The sequence below is a fragment of the Francisella marina genome (genome assembly GCF_008369785.1).
Taxonomy (GTDB): domain Bacteria; phylum Pseudomonadota; class Gammaproteobacteria; order Francisellales; family Francisellaceae; genus Francisella; species Francisella salimarina.
Genome location: NZ_CP043552.1, coordinates 100,001 through 119,872, shown reverse-complemented (window position 1 = coordinate 119,872; position 19,872 = coordinate 100,001). Strand labels below are relative to the sequence as shown.

Below are 19,872 nucleotides of genomic sequence, written 5' to 3'. Positions count from 1 at the left end.
CTATTGCTGAATTGTCGCAATACTATAAATAACACCAGCAAGTAATGCCCATAAAGAATTAAAAACAATATTCATAACAAATACTGCTGTGCCAGCATTTATAGCAAAGAAACCCTGACCAGCTAATGGCATTTTAACCAAAAAGTTAAACAATATAACAGCTAAACCAATAACTATACTTTTGATAAGAATATTTTTGGATATCGGTAATGCAAATAATATAGCCCAAACACCTCCCCACACCATTAAGCGATAAAGCGTATATTTAAACTCATCATTAAGCTCAACTCCATGCTGACGAATAAAAATAAACAAAAAATATAAAACACAGGCACTAACTAGTCCCGCCATAAAGCCCACAAAAGTTTTGTTTAAAAAATTTCTCATTATAATTGCTCCTTAATTTTTTCGTGACAATAAAATTCATAACAACGATATAGCGTAGTCCATAAAACTAACAGTGTATAAATCAATCCTAGTACAAATACTGTGCTCGGTAATAAAATCATAACTATAAAAAAGATAAATGTTTCAGCTCTTTCAATTAAACCCGGGCTATAGTAAAAGCTTTTAGAAGACTCTTTTTGACTGAATATCCCTACTAGCAAAAAACTACTAATACAAACAATAATAGACATCATCATTAATAAACCAACCCATGCAATATCAAGTTGATTGATAAAAATAACGATAATAATAAAACTCTCTACAAAACGATCACTTAATATATCTAACATAGTTCCAAATGATGATGAGCTATTTTGTAGACGCGCAACTGAGCCATCTAAAATATCTAGATATCCTGATAACAGTAGCAAAAACACACACAAGTATTGATTCATAAAAAATGATACTGCAGCAACTAAACCACAGATTAAAGATAGTATTGTAACCACGTTAGGAGCTATTATTGGCGCTACAAGCTTAGCAACATTATCAACGAAGATTTTCTGAAAAGTTGGTCTGATTTTTTGTTCTATCATAACCTTTTACCAAATACTTTCATTAACAGTCTAACTAAGCGTCTAACTTTGTTACTATATAGCTTCGGTGTGAAATAACTTCCAGCAATTCTTTTATTTAGCTCACTCAAAGTTGGATATGCCACAATATGAGAGGCTATATCTTTTATCTTTAGCTTGTTTTTAATTGCTAAAGTCCATTGTACAATTAGCTCACTAGCGCTTTCACCAACAATAGTAACCCCTAATATATATCCTTTTCGGCTAACAGCCACTTTGACTAAGCCATTAGTTGCTAAGCTTGCGACTGCTCTATCATTATTCTGATATGACAATTTCAGAACTTTTGCACCTTGATCTTGAGCCTGTGAAATATCTTGACCAACATGCGCAATTTCAGGACTAGTATATATAGACCATGGCAAGCTACTATAATCAACTTTTGCTGGTAACTTGAATAAGATATTTTGGATCACTATACCAGCATGATAGCCTGCCACATGAGTGAACTGATATCCTCCAGTGACATCGCCTATAGCATAGATATTTTTATAGTTTGTTCTCAAGCGCTTATCAACATTTATACCTCTAGAAGTATATCTAACACCCACATTATCTAGATTTAACTTAGCTAAATTTGGCTGTCTCCCAGCTGCAACTAATAGATGCGAGCCTTCGTAGTACTTATCGCCACAACAAACATTTATCTGTTGATTTTGCTGTTCAATCTCTGTGATATTTACATTTGTAATTATATTGATACCTAAACGATCAAACTCCTTAATCACAACTTTGCGACATTCACTATCAAGCATACCTAAGATAGTATCGGAAGCTTCAAAAATTGTAACTTGGCTACCCAACAAAGCATAAGCCTGTGCTAGCTCTACACCTATAGGTCCACCTCCGATAATCATCAAATGTTCTGGTTTTTCTTTAAGCTCAAAAATTGTTTCATTGATTAGATAGTCAATCGTATCTAAACCCTTAATATTAGGAATACTTGCTCTTGAACCAGTAGCTATAACAATATATTTAGCCTTGATAATTTTATCACCAGCTTTGACTGTATAGCGATCAACTATCTCGGCATATTCTTGGATAACTTTAACCCCTAATTTCTCAAAACGCTCGACTGAGTCATGCGGCTCTATTTTTGCTATAGTAGCTTTGATATGTGCTTGTACCTTGGCGTAATCAATATCTATGCCATCTACATTTATGCCAAAGTCTTGGGCCTTATTTAGTTTTGTAATAACTCTTGAAGTTTCTATGATTGCCTTAGATGGCACACAACCATAATTAAGACAATCACCTCCCATCTTACCACCTTCACAAAGAACTACGCTTGCTCCCATTTGTACCGCACCAGCTGCTATAGAAAGTCCACCTGAACCACCACCTATAATACAAATATCTGTTTTAATCATAGCTACTTTCTCTTTTTAATAATTACTGGAACAATTGACAGTACTGCCAAGGCTATTAATGGCAAAATAAATTGAGGCTCTAATATAATACCTAAGTTAATATCTGCTCCTTGCTGGATCACATAAGCAAAGCTTGTACCAACCCATACATAAACAACACTACCAGGAATTATCCCCAGTAGTGTTGCCCAGAAAAAGTCTCTGAACTTAACACCAAACATACCCGCTGCGATATTTATAATAAAAAATGGAAATATAGGTATCAATCTAAGTATTAATAAATAGTTAAAGACATCTTTTTCAAAACCTCGTCTCATTTTTTCGATACTGCCTTTAGCCTTGTTCTTCAGTGAATCTCCCAACGCTGTTCTAACTGCAATGAAAACTACACTTGCTCCTAATGTTGCAGCCAATACAACAATAATTGAACCTAATACCAAACCAAATAGTAAACCACCTAACAAAGTCATAATAGTAGCCCCCGGTATAGATAATGCTACAACAACTATGTATGCAACCGAAAACACCAATATACAAGCTAAAAAATGCTGATTAGCAAAGTCTAATATTGTTTGATAGTTATTTTTGAGTGCTTCAAGAGATAAATACTGCTGCCCCCCAAAACTAAAGAAAGAAATTATACCAATGATTAGTACTGCTATTGGAAAAAATTTATAAAATTTACTATTTGCCATTACTTCGCTATTATCTAATGAATCTAAATTACATAATATACTTATGCTCAAAGAAACTCACCAAATTTATTTAGCTGCAATTAACAAAGAAAATTATAAAACAGTATTTTATACCGAAGAAATTAAAACCCCTATTGGCAATCTGATTGCTATTGCTGATGATAATTACCTATATGCTTGCTTTTTTATTAGTGATTCAAATATCTGCGCTATAGAAAAATTATTAAAAATTTATAATGCAAAAATATCATTCAAAACAAATGACATAACCAAGCAAACCAGAAATCAACTTGATAAATACTTTAACAAAGAGTTAAAAACATTCTCTATCCCTCTACAACCAACTGGTACTGACTTTCAAAAACAAGTTTGGCACGAGCTAATAAAGATTCCTTATGGAGAAACTATCAGCTATCTTGAAGAAGCTACAAATATCGGTAAACCAACTGCTTTTAGAGCTGTAGCTAATGCTAACGGTAAGAATGTATTGCCCATAATTATCCCTTGTCATCGAGTAATCAACTCCAACGGTAAACTTGGTGGTTATACTGGTGGATTAGATAAAAAAGAGTTTTTGTTAAATCTTGAAACTAATTAGCGCTTGGAAGCAACTCTTACATATAAGATTTTATTATAAAATTCTTTTTCTATGTAACCAAATCCATATCAATGGAATTGCGATAATTATAATATCCGCTACAACCAAAATCATTGTATATTCGAAGACATTCTTAACATGTGAGAAGCTTGGTGGAAATAACCCAAGTATAAAGCCTAACATACACATAAATATTGCAACTAATGACATAGTTACAAGTAGCCAGTTAGAATTTCTCTTACCTACATGAAATACTCGATGAGTATCTGGTTGCGTAAATCTAAGTCTAATCGCCGCGGCAAAAACCATTATCCACATAACTACAGTGAACTGTGATGTAATAGCAATCAATAACGCAAATGCTGCATATACTGATGGCATTACTAAGAATACTGAAGATAATACCAAAACTATCAAAATCTGAATAACTAGCATATTTACTGGCATACCAAATCTATTTTTACCTGCCATGATTTTTGGGAAAAGCTCCTGTTCTGCTGCTGTCTGCATACCACGAGCAGGTCCTAACACCCATGTACTAAGAGCCGCTAACATACCCAAACTTATCATTATCACAACTACTGGCTTAACATTACCTAAGCCTATTATGTTTAATACTTGTGAGATACCCTGTATCAGACCATTTAAAACATTAACATCTTGTACAGGAATAATAATAGTTAAACCAATCGTTGTTAAAATAGTTAATGATACTATTATCAAAGTAGCTATAAGTATTGATTTGGGAATATTTTTCTGAGGATTTTCGATATTTGTCATATGGAAAGCTACTGACTGAATACCTGAGTATGAAGATAAAGTCTTAACTAAAAGAGCATAAGTACCTACAGAAAACACTGGTAAAAGATCACTAAAACCATGATATTCCAAATTACTTTGCCCAGTAACTAAGAAATATACTGCACCAAAAATTAATAGTATTCCCGGAATTATCATACCAAATACTGCGCCAATAATATTTAGCACAACAACTTTTCGTAATGGTAAGCAGTTAAATAAACTTATAGCGATAAATACAGCAACCATTATTAACCAAAAAGTAACACTTGTTTGAGTATTCTCAGCAAAACCTCTAAAACCAATATATGAAAATGTTGCAATTAGTGCTGTCACAGAACTTGGGAAGCCTACCACATTATTAAACCACTCCAACCACATTGCAAGTACACCGGCTTTTTCACCAAGACCTGCTTTGACCCAGCTAAATACACCGCCATTATTTTGCGTTATCATACTACTAAGCTCAGCACAGATAAGTGATGTTGGTAATAGAAATGTAACTGCAGCAATTAGATAAAAGAAAACACTTTGTAAACCAATTGTTGCCATATAAGCTATCGAACTTAAACTAATTATCGCTGAGATATTTAGCATTGTTAGCGATAGTGTCGAAATTTTTTTGTTAGATATATGCATAATTTAAATAAACCTTATATAAAATACTCTTGAACAGTTGGTCTTAGATTATATTCACTAGCTAAAACCTTACCATAAGCTCCTGCTGAATATATAGCTAATAAGTCACCACGCTTTATTTTAGGAAGCTGATAATATTTTGCAAATACATCACTAGATTCACAGATAGGCCCAACTATATGATAATGTTGCTTTTCATCGACACTTTCATCAATCAAAGCCTCAATCTTGTGTTGCGCTTGATACAATGCTGGTCTAATAAGCTCTGTCATACCTGCATCTATAATCGCAAAATGAGTATCTTGAGTCACTTTATTAAATAATACCTGTGATACAAGCACGCCTGACTGCCCTACTAATGATCTACCAAGCTCAAAATGTAGCTTAACATCATCACAATACTCAAAAAACTCTCTAAATCTAGCAAAATAGTTATCAAAGTCTACTATAGGATTCTGTTGTGGATTTTGATAATCAATCCCTAAACCACCACCAAAATTAATATGCTCAATATTAATATCATTTTGCTTGAGAAGTTTTATATGCTCATTTGTCGTTATAGCTAGTGATTGAAAAACCTGATAATTCAATATCTGTGAACCGACATGATAATGCAATCCTATAATATTTATGTTGTCAAAGTTTTGAAAATCATTTTTTAACCACTTAAGAACATCAATAAAAGCAATACCAAACTTATCATCAAACTGCCCCGTACTTATATAATGATGAGTCTGTGCATCTATATTTGGATTTACACGTAAGCAAATATTTACCTGTTTATTCTTCAAGGATGCAATTTTACTAATAACTTCTATCTCTTCTAAAGACTCGCTGTTAAAAGCAAAAATATCATTATCAATAGCCAATTCAATCTCCCAATCAGCTTTGCCAACTCCTGCAAAAACAATATGCTGAGGATCTACATTCTGCTCAAGCGCCCTTCTAATCTCACCGCCACTTACACAATCAATCCCCATACCATATTTCTTAGCAATATTTACTATCGTTGGATGATGATTTGCCTTAATTGCATAATGAATTTCAGCGTTTTTGAAATTTTTATCTAATGCTTTTTTTGCACTGGCAAATATATCTTCCAAAAGTGTACTATCGTATATATAACATGGTGTCGTGAGTTTATGCTCTTTTATATAATTAGCCAGTCTAGCTCTATCAAAAACTATATAGTTACTCATTTAATTATCCTTTTTAATATAAAATCGGCAACTGCCAATCATTTTGTACTTGTTTATAAACATCTTGAGTTAATTGCACCAATATAGGATTTTTATTCATATCCAAATAAGATTGAATATCTCTAATATCATCCTCTGCCATAGCAGTACATCCTTCTGTACCTGTCGTCGGAGACTTCCAGATATGCATAAAAATACAAGAGCCTTTTTTGGCTATCGCTGGATTAGTATTGTACAAAATCTCTACACCATATTTATAGATAGCAATCTCTGACATATTTTCAGCTGAGAGCCAATCTTTATCATCAATAACATTACCATTAACTATTTGGTTATAATATTTTGAATTACTATCATCTACACATTCGATTCCAGTTTTTAGCTGTACATATTCAACTGCTGAGATATTAGCAAATCCAAAAGTTTTACCAATATCGAAAATACCTGCTGGTGATTTACTATCACCTTCTTTTTTTAAGTCTGCATCTGCTAGACTTTGATATATGCTATCTGCCCAAGCTATGCCATTCTTACCAACTACTACAGTAGTCGCTAATTTCTTAGCCAACCAATTATTTTGATTGTCTTTTTCAAAAAACCAAAGCTTCCCCGATACACTCTGCCAATTTGATGTGGTTACTACAATTAATTGCTTAGCCTTTGGTATTTTTTGTATACTTAGATTTTGACTACCCATTTTGTCCTCCTAAACTTCAATCAATAAAATAAATTTAAAGAATAAGAGGTTTTCGCTTAGTGTATGTTTTATGGTTTTTTGGTATTAATGAATAATTTATTTTGAAATAAAAGTTTGAAATATACATACACTATTCTCCTGCTGTTAGAGGTTCCAAATACGACTCATAAAGTTATAACCAAATGACATACTCATGCTCTATTCCTTTTGGTTTAATTTAACGAAAAATATTATTTATCTCATTAGACTAAACAATAATCAATTTTTTGTAAAATATTTTTATATATGAAATTAGATTATTTGATTTTTATTAATAAAATATTATTATAAAATCATGTTAATTAAGCCAAGTTCGTTGTAAACTGATTTGGTAAAATGCAAACTTGTACATGTAGGATATTCTCTTATATGATTCATCATGAAAATTTATGATTGAGTCGACTTCGTATATGAGAAATATTCTAAATAAATTTTCAAATCACAAAGGAGATGCATAAATGAATGCTCAGAAATATATTGATAGCGTAATTGCTGATGTTGAAAAAAGAGACGGACATGAAAAGGAATTCATCCAAGCCGTTAAAGAAGTATTTTCTACTCTTAAACCAGCTCTAGAACAAAACCCTAAGTATATCGAAGAAAATATCTTAGGACGTATTGTTGAACCTGAAAGAGGCATCTCTTTTAGAGTACCATGGGTTGATAGAAATGGTGACGTACAAGTTAACAGAGGTTTCAGATACCAGTTTAACGGAGCTATCGGTCCTTTCAAAGGTGGTATTAGATTCCATCCTAGCGTATATTCTGGAATTATCAAATTCTTAGGTTTTGAGCAGGTTTTCAAAAATAGCTTAACTACACTTCCAATGGGTGGTGGTAAAGGTGGTGCTGACTTTGACCCTAAAGGCAAAACAGAGCAAGAAATCATGAACTTCTGTCAAAGTTTTATGATGGAATTACAGCGTCATATTGGCCCAGACAGAGACGTTCCTGCTGGAGATATTGGTGTTGGTGGTAGAGAAATTGGCTATATGTATGGCCAATACAGAAGAGTAAGAAATTCTTTTGAAAATGGTGTATTAACTGGTAAGTCGTTAGAGTCTGGTGGAAGCTTGATTCGTCCAGAAGCTACTGGTTACGGTGCTGTTTTCTTCTTAGATGAAATGCTCAAGCATGATGGTGAAACTATGGAAGGTAAAACTATTGTGACATCTGGCTATGGTAACGTTGCTTGGGGTGTATGTAAAAAAGTTGCACAACTTGGTGGTAAAGTTGTTACTATTTCTGGCTCAAAAGGATTCGTACATGATCCTGAAGGTATCACAACAGATGAGAAGATTGAATTCTTACTTAAAATTCGCGAAGGTAAAGCTTCTATGCAAGACTATGCTAAAGAATTCAATGCTAGCTGGCATCCAGGTGAGAAGCCTTGGGGAGTCAAAGCAGATATCGCTATCCCTGCAGCTACTCAAAATGAAATTGATGTTGAAGAAGCTCAAAAGCTTATTGATGCTGGTGTTAAATATGTTGTTGAAGCATCTAACATGCCTACAACTAACGAAGCAATCGAATTCTTAATGAAAAAAGGCGTATGCCTAGCTCCAGGTAAAGCTGCCAATGCTGGTGGTGTTGCGGTTTCTGGTTTAGAAATGAGTCAAAACTCTGCTAGATTGGCATGGACAGCAGAAGAAGTTGAAGCTAAGTTACAACAAATTATGGCTAACATATTCCACGCTTGTAAGTTTGCTAGTAGCAAATACAACCTAGGATATAACTTGGTTGCTGGTGCAAACTTGGCCGGCTTTGAGAAAGTTGCAGAAGCTATGATTCAACAAGGTAGATATTAGTATCTAAAATTTATATTACATATATACTGCTAGTGACTATTCAATCACTAGCAAAATCTGCTAAAATCACTTTCTCTTAAAGTTCTTTCTTAAAACAAATTGATTAAACAAAATAATTTTACGTCCAATAACTATAAGCATAGGGTAAGAATGCTTATATTACTGTCATTCCCCATATTGATGGGCATGAGTATAGATTTATTTGCACCATCTTTACCAGGTATAAGTATTTCATTAAATACTACAGCATCTATTTCAAAGATGGTGATCTCAATATATCTTATAGGATATGCTATTGGTAATCTGCTAATAGGTATCATTACTGATGGTATAGGTCGCAAAGTTCTACTTAGATCATCATGCGTACTATTTGTGATAGTTAGCTTACTACCTACTCTAATACCAAACGAATATGTATTGCTAGGTTCAAGATTTTCTCAAGGGTTCCTTATGGGGTCAATGGGAGTTGTTACTCGAGGAGTTTTTTCAGATATTCTGCCACCTGAGAAGCTACTAAAACTTGGGCCAACAATGGGATTTTTATGGGGATTAGGACCTATTGCAGGACCTATAATCGGTGGCTTCTTACAAGATGCTTTTGGTTGGAAATCTGGATTTTACTTCTTTAGCATAGTAGTAGCATTGCTGACAATATTAGTTTTTATCTATATCCCAGAAACGCTTAGCAAAAAATCAAAACTAAGCATAACTAAAATCAAACAAGATATAATAGAGGTTGTAACTAATAGAGAATTCATGACTCTCTGTGTAGCTATGGGGATAGCTTATTCACTTATCATTAGTTTCAATACTTTGGGACCTTTTTTAATTCAAGATGTAATGGGATATTCAGCCGCTTACTTTGGTAAATTAGCTATATTTTTAGGCTGCGCTTTCCTACCAGCACCGATACTTGGGCGTAGATTATTAGATCACTATTCTGTTGGTAAAATATTTTTTGTAGTTATACATCTATTTATAGTATTGACTAGTATTTTCTTTATAATTAGCTTAATAAGCAATAATATATCTTTGATCATTATTGCTACTATGGCTGTTTATTTCACATGTGGATCAATTTTTCCATTATCGATGGGTAAAGGTATATCAATGTTTCGCCATATCCCCGGAACTGCAGCAGCAATTATGTATTTTGTGAATATCTCAATGACTAGTCTAACATCATTTTTACAAAGCTACGTTCATGCTCACAGTATTACAAATATTATAAGCATTTACTTGGTTTTAATGTTTATAATTATTGGGTTATACTGGTATAAACTAAAGGATCTTTAAAGTCTTATGTCTATAAAAAGCTATGATGTAATAATAATTGGTGCAGGCGCTGCTGGACTTATGTGTGCTATAGAAGCTGCTAAAAGAGGTCGTAGTGTACTAGTATTAGACCATGCCAATAAAGTAGGCAAAAAGATTCTAATGTCTGGTGGTGGAAGGTGTAATTTCACAAATTATAACATAGCCGCTGATAGGTACTTAGCAGATAATCAACACTTCATGAAATCCGCACTATCAAGATATACCCAATGGGATTTCATCAGCTTGGTTAGTGAATACAACATTCCTTATCATGAGAAGACACTAGGCCAGCTTTTTTGTGATAACAAAGCTAAAGATATCGTTAATATGCTTCTAGATGAGTGCCAAAAATATCAAGCTAAGATACAACTACATACAACTATTGATAGCGCCATAAAAAAAGAAGACTTATTTTATCTAAAATCTAATTCTGGCGAATATGTATGCCAGTCACTGGTGATTGCTACCGGTGGCTTATCTATACCTACTATGGGTGCAACTGGATTTGGTTATAAAATCGCTAAAAAATTTGGATTAAAGGTTAATCCTCAAAGAGCTGGTCTTGTGCCTTTTATTTTCAGCTCAGAAGATCAACAAAAGTTTGGACAATTACGTGGAGTATCAACTTATTGTAGAGTTTCAAACAATCGGGCAAGCTTCGACGAAAACATTCTTTTTACACATAAGGGATTAAGTGGTCCAGCAATTTTACAAATATCATCTTATTGGCATTCAGGAGAAAGTGTTGAAATTAATCTTTCTCCAAATATAAATATTATTGATTTTTTGACTTCGAAAAAAGAACAAAGTTCAAAAGTCACTTTAAAAAATACTCTATCGGAGTTACTACCAAAAAATCTTATTAGTACATTTTTTGAGAAATTTCTACTTGAAAAAAGAATTTGTGATTTGTCTGCTGAACAAATAAATAAGATTCATCAACAGCTCCATGAGTGGGTAATATACCCTCAGACAACAGAGGGCTACCGAACTGCAGAAGTTACCTTGGGTGGTATTAGTTGTGATGAAATGTCATCAAAAACTCTTGAAGCAAATAAAGTCAAAGGTTTATACTTTATTGGCGAAGTTATTGATGTAACTGGATGGCTAGGTGGATATAATTTTCAATGGGCTTGGGCTTCTGGTTGGGCCTCGGGACAAGTTGTATAAATCTAATCGCTAAGCTATAATTAAATAAATATTTTTCGGGTCAAATATTTTAATATGAAAATACCTAATGAGAAAGAATTTGCTATAAAAAAAGCTATTCTAAAAGCTATTGAACAGGGCTATAGTGTTGCCCAATTAGCAGATGGTTTTGGAGTTTCTAGAAGTTTAATATACAAATATCGTAGGGCACTCAGAGACCGGGGTTTCATCAAAAAAAATGAAAATGATGTTTATGTCATAACTGAGAATAAATTTTCTATGAAGCCCGAAGCCCCAAAAACTGCTAGCCTTGATTTAAAATATACTGATTTAAATGACCCAAATATTTATTCTGAAGAAATACAGCTAACTGAAGAAGAAGAGACTTCTCCTAATGAAGACTGTCTGCAAAGTAACGATTCAGAAAATATAGAATCTATTCAAAACTCCGTAGATCAAATGCATAGGCTTAACGAACTGAAGAGAGCCAATAAATCGCGAACTAAAAAAGGTTTTCTAAACAAAGTCTTTGGCAAAATAAAAAAGATAATTTAAGGAAATAACATGACAAAAATTATTGAAGACGTTGCAGAATTTGCACATAAAAACCATATATCAGAAGAAACTGTAAAAGAGTTAATTGCTCACTTTACTAATGATGTTGAGAAAATCCAAAAATTTATTTTAGAGAAAACAGAATGTATTTTTGATGCTAATATCAGAAATCTAGAAATAAAAGAAGCCCTTAAAAATCTTAAATAATTTTTGTCTTCAAAGTCATCTCTATGCTGCTATTGTTTGTGTAGTACTCTTCAAATTATTCAATGAATTCTTCGCATTAACAATATTAGGGCTATAAATATCTTTAGAATCTTGCAATGCTTTTCTTACTACACTTACATCTTGCCCTAAAGACTGAGACTCTTGTAAATTGGCGTACAATAATGCAATGATACCAGCAACATGAGGAGTAGCCATAGATGTACCCTGCATATAACCATATTCATAGTTATTTAGAGTAGAGTATATTTGAGCTGTTTTGCCATAATTATAACTATCTCCACCTGGAGCTCTAACAACTAGACTGTTTACTACCCACTTTAGTATCCCATCAGGAGCATAGTATGTCGAGTAAGGTGCTAACAATCCTTCCGGCCCTGTAGATTCAACAACTATAGCATTAATATCTCTACAGCCTGATGGTATGTCATTAAATAAATTTTTACCATCATTACCTGCGGCAATAACTACTGTTACACCTCTTTCATGTGCAGCTTGAATGGCCTCTTTCCATGCTGGGCATAATGTGCCCATATAGTTCTCCCTCCACTCATCTCGACTGACTATAGGCTGTCCAGTGTATGGATCAATTCTAGACATCCCAAGGCTAAGATTGATAACTTTAACTGGAGCTTTGTTGTCCTCTAAATATTGCCCACTACTATTTTTTGCATATACTTGCGCTCCTGCTGCCCATTTGACAGATTCTAAAATAGCATAAGTATCACCGCTGCCATCATCTCCTAAAGCTCTAATAGGCAAAATCTTAATACTATCTATTGGTCCTGCAACACCTTTGACTTTAGGACCATTTGCAGCCACTGTCCCTGCTACATGTGTACCATGAAAACTACCATTATCATAGATATTGCTAGATACTCTAAGCTCTCTATTCTTCATAAAAAAATAGTAATGGCTATGATCTCTATCTATTTTTTTTGATATATCTTCAGGAGCAGCATAAGCTAATCCTGAATCAATTACAGCGACATCAACTCTCTTTGGGTTATCTAAAACCAAGTCCCATGCACCATAAGCATCAATCCCGCCTGTGACCTCTTTCGGGCTCTGCATATCCCACTGTTGTCCCCAGCTTATGATGTTATTTTGAAAGTTAGTCGTATTGGTTGTTTGTGTATTGTTTAAATCATAAGCATACATTTTTGAATTTTTTGGGATAGCATATTCAACATTTGGATTACTATCCATAAAATTTTTGGCAGCGGCATAAGCATTATTGTTTGATACCTTTTGGGCTGCACTACTTGACTGAGTTTTTAAACTAGTAGTAGTTGGCCGTAAAGCCTGGCCATCACTTACTTTTACAACTTTTGTTCTCGAATCTATATCTTCAAGGACTTGATAGTTTTGAACTGTACTCATAGTAGCTACAGAATTAGCACTAACAGTCCCTATTTTATTTTGATTATCTTTATACTTAACGATTAACTCAATATCGTTTGCATACGCTGAGGCATACAAAGAAGCTCCTATTAAAAATATTTTTTTAAACATATAGTTTGTCCTTAAGTTGTATATTTCACAAATTGTAAACCATTAATTATTTTAATGGTTTACAATATCATTATATAAAAACAACTCTTTTTAAATATTTTTACAGCAGCTTAGAATTTAATTTTCCGTTATTTTGACTATTCGATAGACTTAAAATAAACTAACTTAGTAGGATACTTTAGATTTTATAAATATGGATAACAAAAAAAATATTCTAATAACAGGTTGCTCTCATGGTGGCATTGGCTACGCTACAGCCATCTATCTTCGAGATAAAGGATATCAAGTTTTTGCTTCTGCTAGAAAGCAAGAAGATGTAGATAAGCTCAAAGCTGAAGGCTTTGATACTTACTTGATAGATGTCACTAATTATCAACAAGTTGATCAAGCTTTAGAGTCTATTTTAGCTAAAACTGGTGGCAAATTAGATGCTGTATTTAATAATGCTGGATTTGGACAAGTTGGCGCATTAGAAGATATCGATACGCAATTTATCAAAAAGCAGTTTGAAACCAATGTATTTGCCGTACACAATCTAACTAACAACGCTATAAAAATCATGCGTAAACAAGGTTATGGGAAAATAATACAGCATAGTTCAATACTAGGACTTATTGGTATGAGGTATCGTGGATCATACGTAGCTAGTAAATATGCACTAGAAGGTATGACTGATACTATGCGACTTGAACTTAGGGATACTAATATTTTCATTAGCCTATTAAATACTGGACCTGTAACAAGTAAATTTAGAGAGAATGCTCTAAAGACTATAGATAATGTTGAAGTAGAAAATTCACCTCACAATAAAGAATACTATAGAATAATGCTTGGTAATCACAAACCTATCCCTTTCAACCTACCTGCAATTGAAGTAGCAAAAGTTGTTGAAAAAATTCTTGTAGCAAAAAAACCAAGACCTAGATACTTTATAACGAAAGCAACTTGGATTATGACAACTCTCAAAAGATTTTTGACAACAAAAGCTTTCGACAAGGTTGTAGGAAAATATTAACCATTATTTTCTAAACTTATACAAAAACCATCCTACAAATATAAAAATCATTGGCCCTAAAATTAGTTCTGATTCATATATTGCAATCTCATAAGCATCAGTCATATCGCTTGGAGGTTGAAAGCTAAATATTATACCTAATGATGTCGATACAAAAACTAGTACTGCAAACAGATATTTTATCTTATGATTCATAAGCTTGATATAAGCGATTACAAGATATAAATAAGGGATAAAATAAAGTACAGTTGCCATGAGAATCAAGATTTGATACATCGCATCAACTGATGGCAACAAGTTTGTAAATACGACTATAAAGGTGACCAACACTCCCATAAATATCAAAGCATTTCTTGGAGAATCGTGCTTGTTAGTTTTATGCAACCAGTCCGGCAAAATTCCTTTAGGAGTACATTTAAAAAACATAATAACAGGTGCTAATAACCAAATACTAACTGCGGCAAATTCAGCAAATGTTAATAAAAATGCCATGAGTTTAGGAAACCATGCCCAATGAAATTGATGACCTATAATCTCAAATGCAGTCATCAAACCAGATGCTTTACCGATATCATCAGGTGATGCTACCAGATTCAGAGCTACGGTACCTAGTATATATAGTCCAAGTAATATAAAAGCAGATAAAATCAAGCCATAATAGAGGTTTTTCTTAGCATCTCTAACAGAGTTGGCAAAAGTAGGAATTATCTCGATACCCGCCATAGCAAACATAATAATAGTCAAAGTAGAAAGATTGTCCCACGAGCTACCATGAGGAGCTATATTAGCCATAGAAAAATCAGTAGCACTATGCCCTACGGCTATATATGCTGCCACCCCTAAAATGATTATCACAATAGCAGGTATAAATGAGCCTAAAATACCTCCAATATCTACTAGATATTTATTTGCCTTTAGACCATAAAAGCTAATTACCGTAATCAACCAAAAAGCGATTAATACCACCACAGTAATATAATAATGATTCTCGACCAACTCAGGCTTACCGATAAAGTAAGCAAAATTTGTAGCCAAGAATATTAGAACTGCTGGATAGTAAAATATTGTATTAATCCAATAAAGCCATGCAACCATAAAGCCTGATTTTTCACCTAAAGCTCTAGTAGTCCAAGCATACATACCGCCCTCATCAGGATACTTACGTGACAATTGTGTAGCTATAACAACCAATGGTAGGAAAAATACTAAAGCTCCAAGTATCCAAAAGAATATTGCAGATGCCCCCAAGCCTGCGGCAACAGGTATCCAACGAATACCAAAGTTAGCAGTGACTGCCATTATAGTTACATCTTTTAATCCAAGAACTTTATTATCTGTTGAGATTGAACCCATAAAATATATTACTCGCTAATAATTCATATAATGATTATATACATCATAATTAAGAATAAATATTCTAGAAGCTTATTTTTTAATGATGAATTTAATTTTTAGATAAAAGATATATGAGAATTTGAAATGTAGTCTTTAGATGATATCAAAAACATATCTAACAAGAGATACTTTTGGATATTAAGACTTTATTACATCATGCTCGGCATACCGCCCATGCCACCGCCCATAGGAGGCATAGCTGGAGCATCTTCTTTGATCTCACCAACCATAGCTTCTGTTGTGATCATTAGACCAGCAATTGAAGCAGCATGTTGTAGAGCTGAACGAGTAACCTTAGTAGGATCTAAGATACCCATTTCAACCATATCACCATAAGTATCATTAGCTGCATTATAGCCATGGCTTCCTTCTTTAGCTTTAACTTCGTTTACAACTACAGAAGCTTCGCCACCAGCATTTTGTACAATTTGTCTTAGAGGAGCTTCGATTGCTTTTCTAAGTAAAGCAATACCGTGGTTCTGATCATCATTATCACCAGTCAAGCCATCAAGAGCTTTTTGCGCTCTAATAAGTGCAACACCGCCGCCAGCGACGATACCTTCTTCTACAGCTGCACGAGTAGCATGTAAAGCATCATCAACACGGTCTTTCTTCTCTTTCATCTCAGCTTCTGTAATAGCACCAACTCTAATTACAGCAACACCGCCAGATAGCTTAGCTAATCTTTCTTGTAGCTTCTCTTTGTCATAGTCAGAAGTAGCTTCTGCAACATTTGCTTTGATTTGAGAAACTCTATTTGCAATAGCATCTTTATCTCCAGCACCATCAATGATTGTAGTATCATCTTTAGTCACTTGTACTCTATTTGCAGTACCTAAGTGCTCCATATTAGCTTCTTCTAGCTTCATGCCAAGCTCTTCAGATATAACTGTAGCACCTGTTAAGATTGCAATGTCTTCTAACATAGCTTTTCTTCTATCGCCAAAGCCAGGAGCTTTAACTGCACATACTTTAACTACACCACGCATATTGTTAACAACTAAAGTAGCTAAAGCTTCGCTCTCAACATCTTCAGCGATGATCAATAGAGCTTTACCAGACTTAGAAACACCTTCTAATACAGGAAGTAATTCACGGATATTAGAGATTTTCTTATCAACTAGTAATATATATGGGCTCTCTAGATCAGTAGTCATGTTCTCTTGGTTTGTCGCGAAATATGGAGATAAATAACCTCTATCAAACTGCATACCTTCAACGACATCAAGCTCATCTTCAAAACCTTTTCCTTCTTCTACAGTGATCACACCTTCTTTGCCAACTTTTGCCATAGCTTCAGCGATAAGCTTACCTACAGTAGAGTCAGAGTTAGCAGAGATTGTGCCCACTTGCTCGATTGATTTAGAGTCAGAACACGGCTTAGAAAGTACTTTTAGCTCTTCTACTAATTTAGTAGCAGCCTTATCAATCCCTCTTTTTAGATCCATAGGATTCATACCTGCAGCAACAGCTTTTAGACCTTCTGTAAGTAGCGCTTGAGCTAATACAGTGGCAGTAGTAGTACCATCACCCGCCACATCAGCAGTTTTAGATGCTACTTCTTTAACAATCTGAGCACCCATATTCTCAAATTTATCTTCTAGTTCGATTTCTTTAGCAACAGATACACCATCTTTAGTAATTGCTGGAGCACCATATGATTTGTCTAATACGACATTACGACCTTTAGGACCTAAAGTAACTTTTACAGCATTAGCTAAAGTGTTAACACCATCTAGCATTTTTGCACGAGCGTCATCTGAAAATAAAACTTCTTTTGCAGCCATTTTTATTTCTCCTTTGAAATTTCTAAGATTCTTTTTAATTATCCGATAATACCCATAATGTCGTCTTCTCTCATCATAAGAAGAGTCTCATCATTTACTTTTACCTCACTACCTGAGTATTTACCAAATAGTACTTTATCGCCTACTTTCACATCCATAGGTTGAGTAGAACCATTGTCTAATTTCTTACCATTCCCAACAGCTACAACTTCACCCTCACTTGGCTTTTCTTGAGCACTACCAGTTAAGATAATCCCACCTGCAGACTTTGTTTCTTCTTCTGCACGACGTACTAATACTCTGTCTTGTAATGGACGAATGTTCATAACAATCTTACTCCTTTGTTAATTATTGCTATTTTGTGTTTTCAAAAATTTTTTAATTTTTGTGCAGCTTAGAAATTTTCCTATTCTAAGTTCTTGCATGACTAGATATTGAGCCAAAAAAGTCATTTTCAAGATTTTTTTGTATTTTTTTTGTTAGAATCTCCTTGATAAAAATCAAATACACCAAAAAGATGAAGAAAATAGTACTGACCATATTCCTTATTACTATTACAACAAGTATTTTTGCTTTAGATATCCAAAGTAAAGAAATAATGATAAACAAAAATAAGGTTCATTATTATCAAGTTAACAATTCCAAGAGCGACTTAAATCTTATTATGTTAACTGGTATTGGTACTACTGCTAACTTTTGGCCAAAAGATTTTATAGATATACTCTCGCAAAAGTATAACTTATATATTCTTGATTATCGTGGTATAAATACAAGTCAAGATAATTCAAATGTAAACTATTCCATCTATGATCTAGGAAATGATACTAACTCCTTCATCAAGAAACTAAATTTGAAAAATACGTATCTATTAGGTTGGTCAATGGGAACTACAATTGCCCTACAAACAGCTTTTGATAAAAGTAAATCATTTAAAAAAATCTTTTTAATATCTCCACCTTTGCCAACAAGTGCTAATGACAACTCTACAAAGTTTAAAAAAACTCCTAAATTCAATAGTAATGACGATATCTATAATTATGTATTTAACAATAATTTATATAAATACTCTCCTAAAGATCTAACCACTGAAAAATCTAGATTTATAAACTCTGATATAAGCACTTTATTTCCTACTCCAGAAGTTTATGCGAAACAGAAAATAGCTCGAAATGAATGGATTTCAAATAAAGATGCTATTAATAATTTTGTTAATATTGATATACCTACTGTAATATTCTTATCAAAGAATGATCAAATAGAGCATATTGATAGTATTCAAAAAACCATATCTTTAGTAAAAAATAAATCTATAGTAAGTACAATTTATCTAAATAAATCCGGACATGCTATTGATTGGGATCAATCTCTCAAATTAGCGAATATCATAAATAACTTAGCATAATTAAATATATAGTATTAACAACAAAACATGAGGTATAACTTTGAACAATAAAAGTATGAGCTTCACTGCCCGTTTAGTTCACACAATAGGCTTTGAATTTTTTGGAATAGTGATTTTCACCCCATTTGCCATGTTTGTCCTACACAAAGATATGTTTCATATCGCAGGACTAGCTATCATAGTATCAATAATAGCCATGCTATGGAATCTTGTATATAACTATATTTTTGACATCGTCGAGAATAAAACAGGCGGGTGTCGCTCAAAAAGAGGAGTTATTATAAGAGTGTTGCATGCCATTCTCTTTGAAGCTGGTCTTTTAATTGTTACTATCCCTCTTGTTGCATATATGCTAGATATGGGGCTAATAGAAGCAGTTATTGTTGATATTGGCTTTGTTATTTTTTATCTTGTATATGCTTTTGTGTATAATTATATTTTCGATAAGATTTACTTCGGTTTTATACATAATTAGATATAGCACCCATAGCTTAACTGGATAGAGCGTCGCCCTCCGGAGGCGAATGCGGGGGTTCGAGTCCCTCTGGGTGTGCCACTCTAATTAACAAATTATTACTTAAGAGCTTTTAAAATAATGAGTTTTGTTAAATAAAATATCTAATATTATTTTTCATAAGGTGCAAATA

The 19,872-nt window shown here is 33.6% G+C and carries 20 protein-coding genes and 1 tRNA gene; 10 read left to right on the top strand and 11 right to left on the bottom strand.

Annotated elements, in window-relative coordinates; genetic code table 11:
• From F0R75_RS00690 to F0R75_RS00675, 4 genes are read right to left on the bottom strand one after another with little or no spacing between them, the layout of a single operon-like run.
• Window positions 1–387, bottom strand: coding sequence for a membrane lipoprotein (locus tag F0R75_RS00690; RefSeq protein ID WP_149368706.1), 387 nt, complete (start codon window positions 385–387; stop codon window positions 1–3).
• Entirely contained in the window at window positions 387–983 is a 597-nt protein-coding gene (locus F0R75_RS00685) for a CDP-alcohol phosphatidyltransferase family protein (protein WP_149368707.1), read from the bottom strand. The genes F0R75_RS00690 and F0R75_RS00685 overlap by 1 nt, the downstream gene beginning before the upstream one ends.
• Entirely contained in the window at window positions 980–2,392 is a 1,413-nt protein-coding gene (locus F0R75_RS00680) for a dihydrolipoyl dehydrogenase family protein (protein ID WP_149368708.1), read from the bottom strand. Before F0R75_RS00680 ends, F0R75_RS00685 begins: the two co-directional genes overlap by 4 nt.
• Window positions 2,393–2,394: 2 nt before the next feature.
• On the bottom strand, window positions 2,395–3,087 hold the full coding sequence (locus F0R75_RS00675; RefSeq protein ID WP_044526812.1) for a TVP38/TMEM64 family protein: 693 nt from the start codon (window positions 3,085–3,087) through the stop codon (window positions 2,395–2,397).
• Window positions 3,088–3,130: 43 nt separating this feature from the next.
• Here F0R75_RS00675 and F0R75_RS00670 point away from each other — a divergent pair, with 43 nt between their 5' ends.
• The gene (locus tag F0R75_RS00670) at window positions 3,131–3,685 is read left to right on the top strand and encodes a methylated-DNA--[protein]-cysteine S-methyltransferase (protein ID WP_149368709.1); all 555 of its coding nucleotides are present in this window, start codon (window positions 3,131–3,133) and stop codon (window positions 3,683–3,685) included.
• Between the two features lie 33 nt (window positions 3,686–3,718).
• Here the strand turns inward: F0R75_RS00670 and F0R75_RS00665 are convergent, their stop codons facing one another.
• From F0R75_RS00665 to F0R75_RS00655, 3 genes are read right to left on the bottom strand one after another with little or no spacing between them, the layout of a single operon-like run.
• Complete coding sequence (locus F0R75_RS00665; protein WP_149368710.1) at window positions 3,719–5,122, bottom strand: APC family permease; 1,404 nt, start codon at window positions 5,120–5,122, stop codon at window positions 3,719–3,721.
• Between the two features lie 14 nt (window positions 5,123–5,136).
• Complete coding sequence (gene lysA, locus F0R75_RS00660) at window positions 5,137–6,321, bottom strand: diaminopimelate decarboxylase (protein ID WP_149368711.1); 1,185 nt, start codon at window positions 6,319–6,321, stop codon at window positions 5,137–5,139.
• Window positions 6,322–6,334: 13 nt separating this feature from the next.
• Entirely contained in the window at window positions 6,335–7,018 is a 684-nt protein-coding gene (locus tag F0R75_RS00655) for a L,D-transpeptidase family protein (RefSeq protein ID WP_149368712.1), read from the bottom strand.
• A 497-nt stretch (window positions 7,019–7,515) separates the two neighbouring features.
• On the opposite strand from F0R75_RS00655, the gene gdhA reads away from it, so the two are divergent.
• The 5 genes from gdhA to F0R75_RS00630 all read left to right on the top strand — a co-directional run bounded on the left by gdhA (window position 7,516) and on the right by F0R75_RS00630 (window position 12,093).
• Window positions 7,516–8,865 carry an NADP-specific glutamate dehydrogenase gene (gene gdhA, locus F0R75_RS00650; RefSeq protein WP_146420800.1) on the top strand — a complete coding sequence of 450 codons (1,350 nt, stop codon included), beginning with the start codon at window positions 7,516–7,518 and terminating at the stop codon, window positions 8,863–8,865.
• Window positions 8,866–9,015: 150 nt separating this feature from the next.
• Window positions 9,016–10,161: an MFS transporter gene (locus F0R75_RS00645; RefSeq protein ID WP_149377171.1), complete on the top strand. Its 1,146-nt coding sequence runs from the start codon at window positions 9,016–9,018 to the stop codon at window positions 10,159–10,161.
• A 6-nt stretch (window positions 10,162–10,167) separates the two neighbouring features.
• Window positions 10,168–11,352 (top strand): BaiN/RdsA family NAD(P)/FAD-dependent oxidoreductase, encoded by a 1,185-nt coding sequence (locus F0R75_RS00640; RefSeq protein ID WP_149368714.1) that lies wholly within the window; start codon window positions 10,168–10,170, stop codon window positions 11,350–11,352.
• A 54-nt stretch (window positions 11,353–11,406) separates the two neighbouring features.
• Window positions 11,407–11,886 (top strand): FTL_1293 family small RNA FtrC-regulated protein, encoded by a 480-nt coding sequence (locus tag F0R75_RS00635; RefSeq protein ID WP_149377170.1) that lies wholly within the window; start codon window positions 11,407–11,409, stop codon window positions 11,884–11,886.
• 9 nt (window positions 11,887–11,895) lie between these two features.
• On the top strand, window positions 11,896–12,093 hold the full coding sequence (locus F0R75_RS00630) for a hypothetical protein (RefSeq protein WP_013922470.1): 198 nt from the start codon (window positions 11,896–11,898) through the stop codon (window positions 12,091–12,093).
• Window positions 12,094–12,114: 21 nt separating this feature from the next.
• On the opposite strand, the gene F0R75_RS00625 is transcribed toward F0R75_RS00630, so the two are convergent.
• Window positions 12,115–13,626 (bottom strand): S8 family serine peptidase, encoded by a 1,512-nt coding sequence (locus F0R75_RS00625; protein WP_149368716.1) that lies wholly within the window; start codon window positions 13,624–13,626, stop codon window positions 12,115–12,117.
• 193 nt (window positions 13,627–13,819) lie between these two features.
• Here F0R75_RS00625 and F0R75_RS00620 point away from each other — a divergent pair, with 193 nt between their 5' ends.
• The gene (locus F0R75_RS00620) at window positions 13,820–14,641 is read left to right on the top strand and encodes an SDR family NAD(P)-dependent oxidoreductase (RefSeq protein ID WP_149368717.1); all 822 of its coding nucleotides are present in this window, start codon (window positions 13,820–13,822) and stop codon (window positions 14,639–14,641) included.
• Window positions 14,642–14,644: 3 nt separating this feature from the next.
• Here the strand turns inward: F0R75_RS00620 and F0R75_RS00615 are convergent, their stop codons facing one another.
• The 3 genes from F0R75_RS00615 to F0R75_RS00605 form a co-directional block, all read right to left on the bottom strand.
• Window positions 14,645–15,994, bottom strand: coding sequence for an APC family permease (locus F0R75_RS00615; RefSeq protein WP_149368718.1), 1,350 nt, complete (start codon window positions 15,992–15,994; stop codon window positions 14,645–14,647).
• A gap of 191 nt (window positions 15,995–16,185) precedes the next feature.
• Window positions 16,186–17,823 carry a chaperonin GroEL gene (gene groL / locus F0R75_RS00610; RefSeq protein ID WP_149377169.1) on the bottom strand — a complete coding sequence of 546 codons (1,638 nt, stop codon included), beginning with the start codon at window positions 17,821–17,823 and terminating at the stop codon, window positions 16,186–16,188.
• A gap of 38 nt (window positions 17,824–17,861) precedes the next feature.
• Window positions 17,862–18,149, bottom strand: coding sequence for a co-chaperone GroES (locus F0R75_RS00605; protein ID WP_013922465.1), 288 nt, complete (start codon window positions 18,147–18,149; stop codon window positions 17,862–17,864).
• Window positions 18,150–18,340: 191 nt separating this feature from the next.
• Between F0R75_RS00605 and F0R75_RS00600 the strand changes: the two genes are divergently transcribed.
• From F0R75_RS00600 to F0R75_RS00590, 3 genes are all read left to right on the top strand, one after another.
• Window positions 18,341–19,225 (top strand): alpha/beta fold hydrolase, encoded by an 885-nt coding sequence (locus tag F0R75_RS00600; protein WP_149368720.1) that lies wholly within the window; start codon window positions 18,341–18,343, stop codon window positions 19,223–19,225.
• 40 nt (window positions 19,226–19,265) lie between these two features.
• Complete coding sequence (locus F0R75_RS00595; RefSeq protein WP_041263637.1) at window positions 19,266–19,700, top strand: PACE efflux transporter; 435 nt, start codon at window positions 19,266–19,268, stop codon at window positions 19,698–19,700.
• Window positions 19,701–19,705: 5 nt separating this feature from the next.
• Window positions 19,706–19,781: transfer RNA gene (locus F0R75_RS00590), tRNA-Arg, on the top strand.
• The last annotated feature ends 91 nt before the right edge of the window (window positions 19,782–19,872 follow it).

Excerpts from the sequence above, each read along its gene's own strand:
- F0R75_RS00605 (WP_013922465.1), bottom strand. The coding sequence starts at position 18,149 with ATGAACATTCGTCCATTACAAGACAGAGTATTAGTACGTCGTGCAGAA.
- F0R75_RS00685 (WP_149368707.1), bottom strand. The coding sequence starts at position 983 with ATGATAGAACAAAAAATCAGACCAACTTTTCAGAAAATCTTCGTTGAT.
- F0R75_RS00665 (WP_149368710.1), bottom strand. The coding sequence starts at position 5,122 with ATGCATATATCTAACAAAAAAATTTCGACACTATCGCTAACAATGCTA.
- F0R75_RS00675 (WP_044526812.1), bottom strand. The coding sequence starts at position 3,087 with ATGGCAAATAGTAAATTTTATAAATTTTTTCCAATAGCAGTACTAATC.
- groL (WP_149377169.1), bottom strand. The coding sequence starts at position 17,823 with ATGGCTGCAAAAGAAGTTTTATTTTCAGATGACGCTCGTGCAAAAATG.
- F0R75_RS00620 (WP_149368717.1), top strand. The coding sequence starts at position 13,820 with ATGGATAACAAAAAAAATATTCTAATAACAGGTTGCTCTCATGGTGGC.
- F0R75_RS00670 (WP_149368709.1), top strand. The coding sequence starts at position 3,131 with ATGCTCAAAGAAACTCACCAAATTTATTTAGCTGCAATTAACAAAGAA.
- F0R75_RS00645 (WP_149377171.1), top strand. The coding sequence starts at position 9,016 with ATGCTTATATTACTGTCATTCCCCATATTGATGGGCATGAGTATAGAT.
- F0R75_RS00680 (WP_149368708.1), bottom strand. The coding sequence starts at position 2,392 with ATGATTAAAACAGATATTTGTATTATAGGTGGTGGTTCAGGTGGACTT.
- F0R75_RS00690 (WP_149368706.1), bottom strand. The coding sequence starts at position 387 with ATGAGAAATTTTTTAAACAAAACTTTTGTGGGCTTTATGGCGGGACTA.
- F0R75_RS00615 (WP_149368718.1), bottom strand. The coding sequence starts at position 15,994 with ATGGGTTCAATCTCAACAGATAATAAAGTTCTTGGATTAAAAGATGTA.
- F0R75_RS00640 (WP_149368714.1), top strand. The coding sequence starts at position 10,168 with ATGTCTATAAAAAGCTATGATGTAATAATAATTGGTGCAGGCGCTGCT.
- F0R75_RS00600 (WP_149368720.1), top strand. The coding sequence starts at position 18,341 with ATGAAGAAAATAGTACTGACCATATTCCTTATTACTATTACAACAAGT.
- F0R75_RS00655 (WP_149368712.1), bottom strand. The coding sequence starts at position 7,018 with ATGGGTAGTCAAAATCTAAGTATACAAAAAATACCAAAGGCTAAGCAA.
- lysA (WP_149368711.1), bottom strand. The coding sequence starts at position 6,321 with ATGAGTAACTATATAGTTTTTGATAGAGCTAGACTGGCTAATTATATA.
- gdhA (WP_146420800.1), top strand. The coding sequence starts at position 7,516 with ATGAATGCTCAGAAATATATTGATAGCGTAATTGCTGATGTTGAAAAA.
- F0R75_RS00630 (WP_013922470.1), top strand. The coding sequence starts at position 11,896 with ATGACAAAAATTATTGAAGACGTTGCAGAATTTGCACATAAAAACCAT.
- F0R75_RS00635 (WP_149377170.1), top strand. The coding sequence starts at position 11,407 with ATGAAAATACCTAATGAGAAAGAATTTGCTATAAAAAAAGCTATTCTA.
- F0R75_RS00625 (WP_149368716.1), bottom strand. The coding sequence starts at position 13,626 with ATGTTTAAAAAAATATTTTTAATAGGAGCTTCTTTGTATGCCTCAGCG.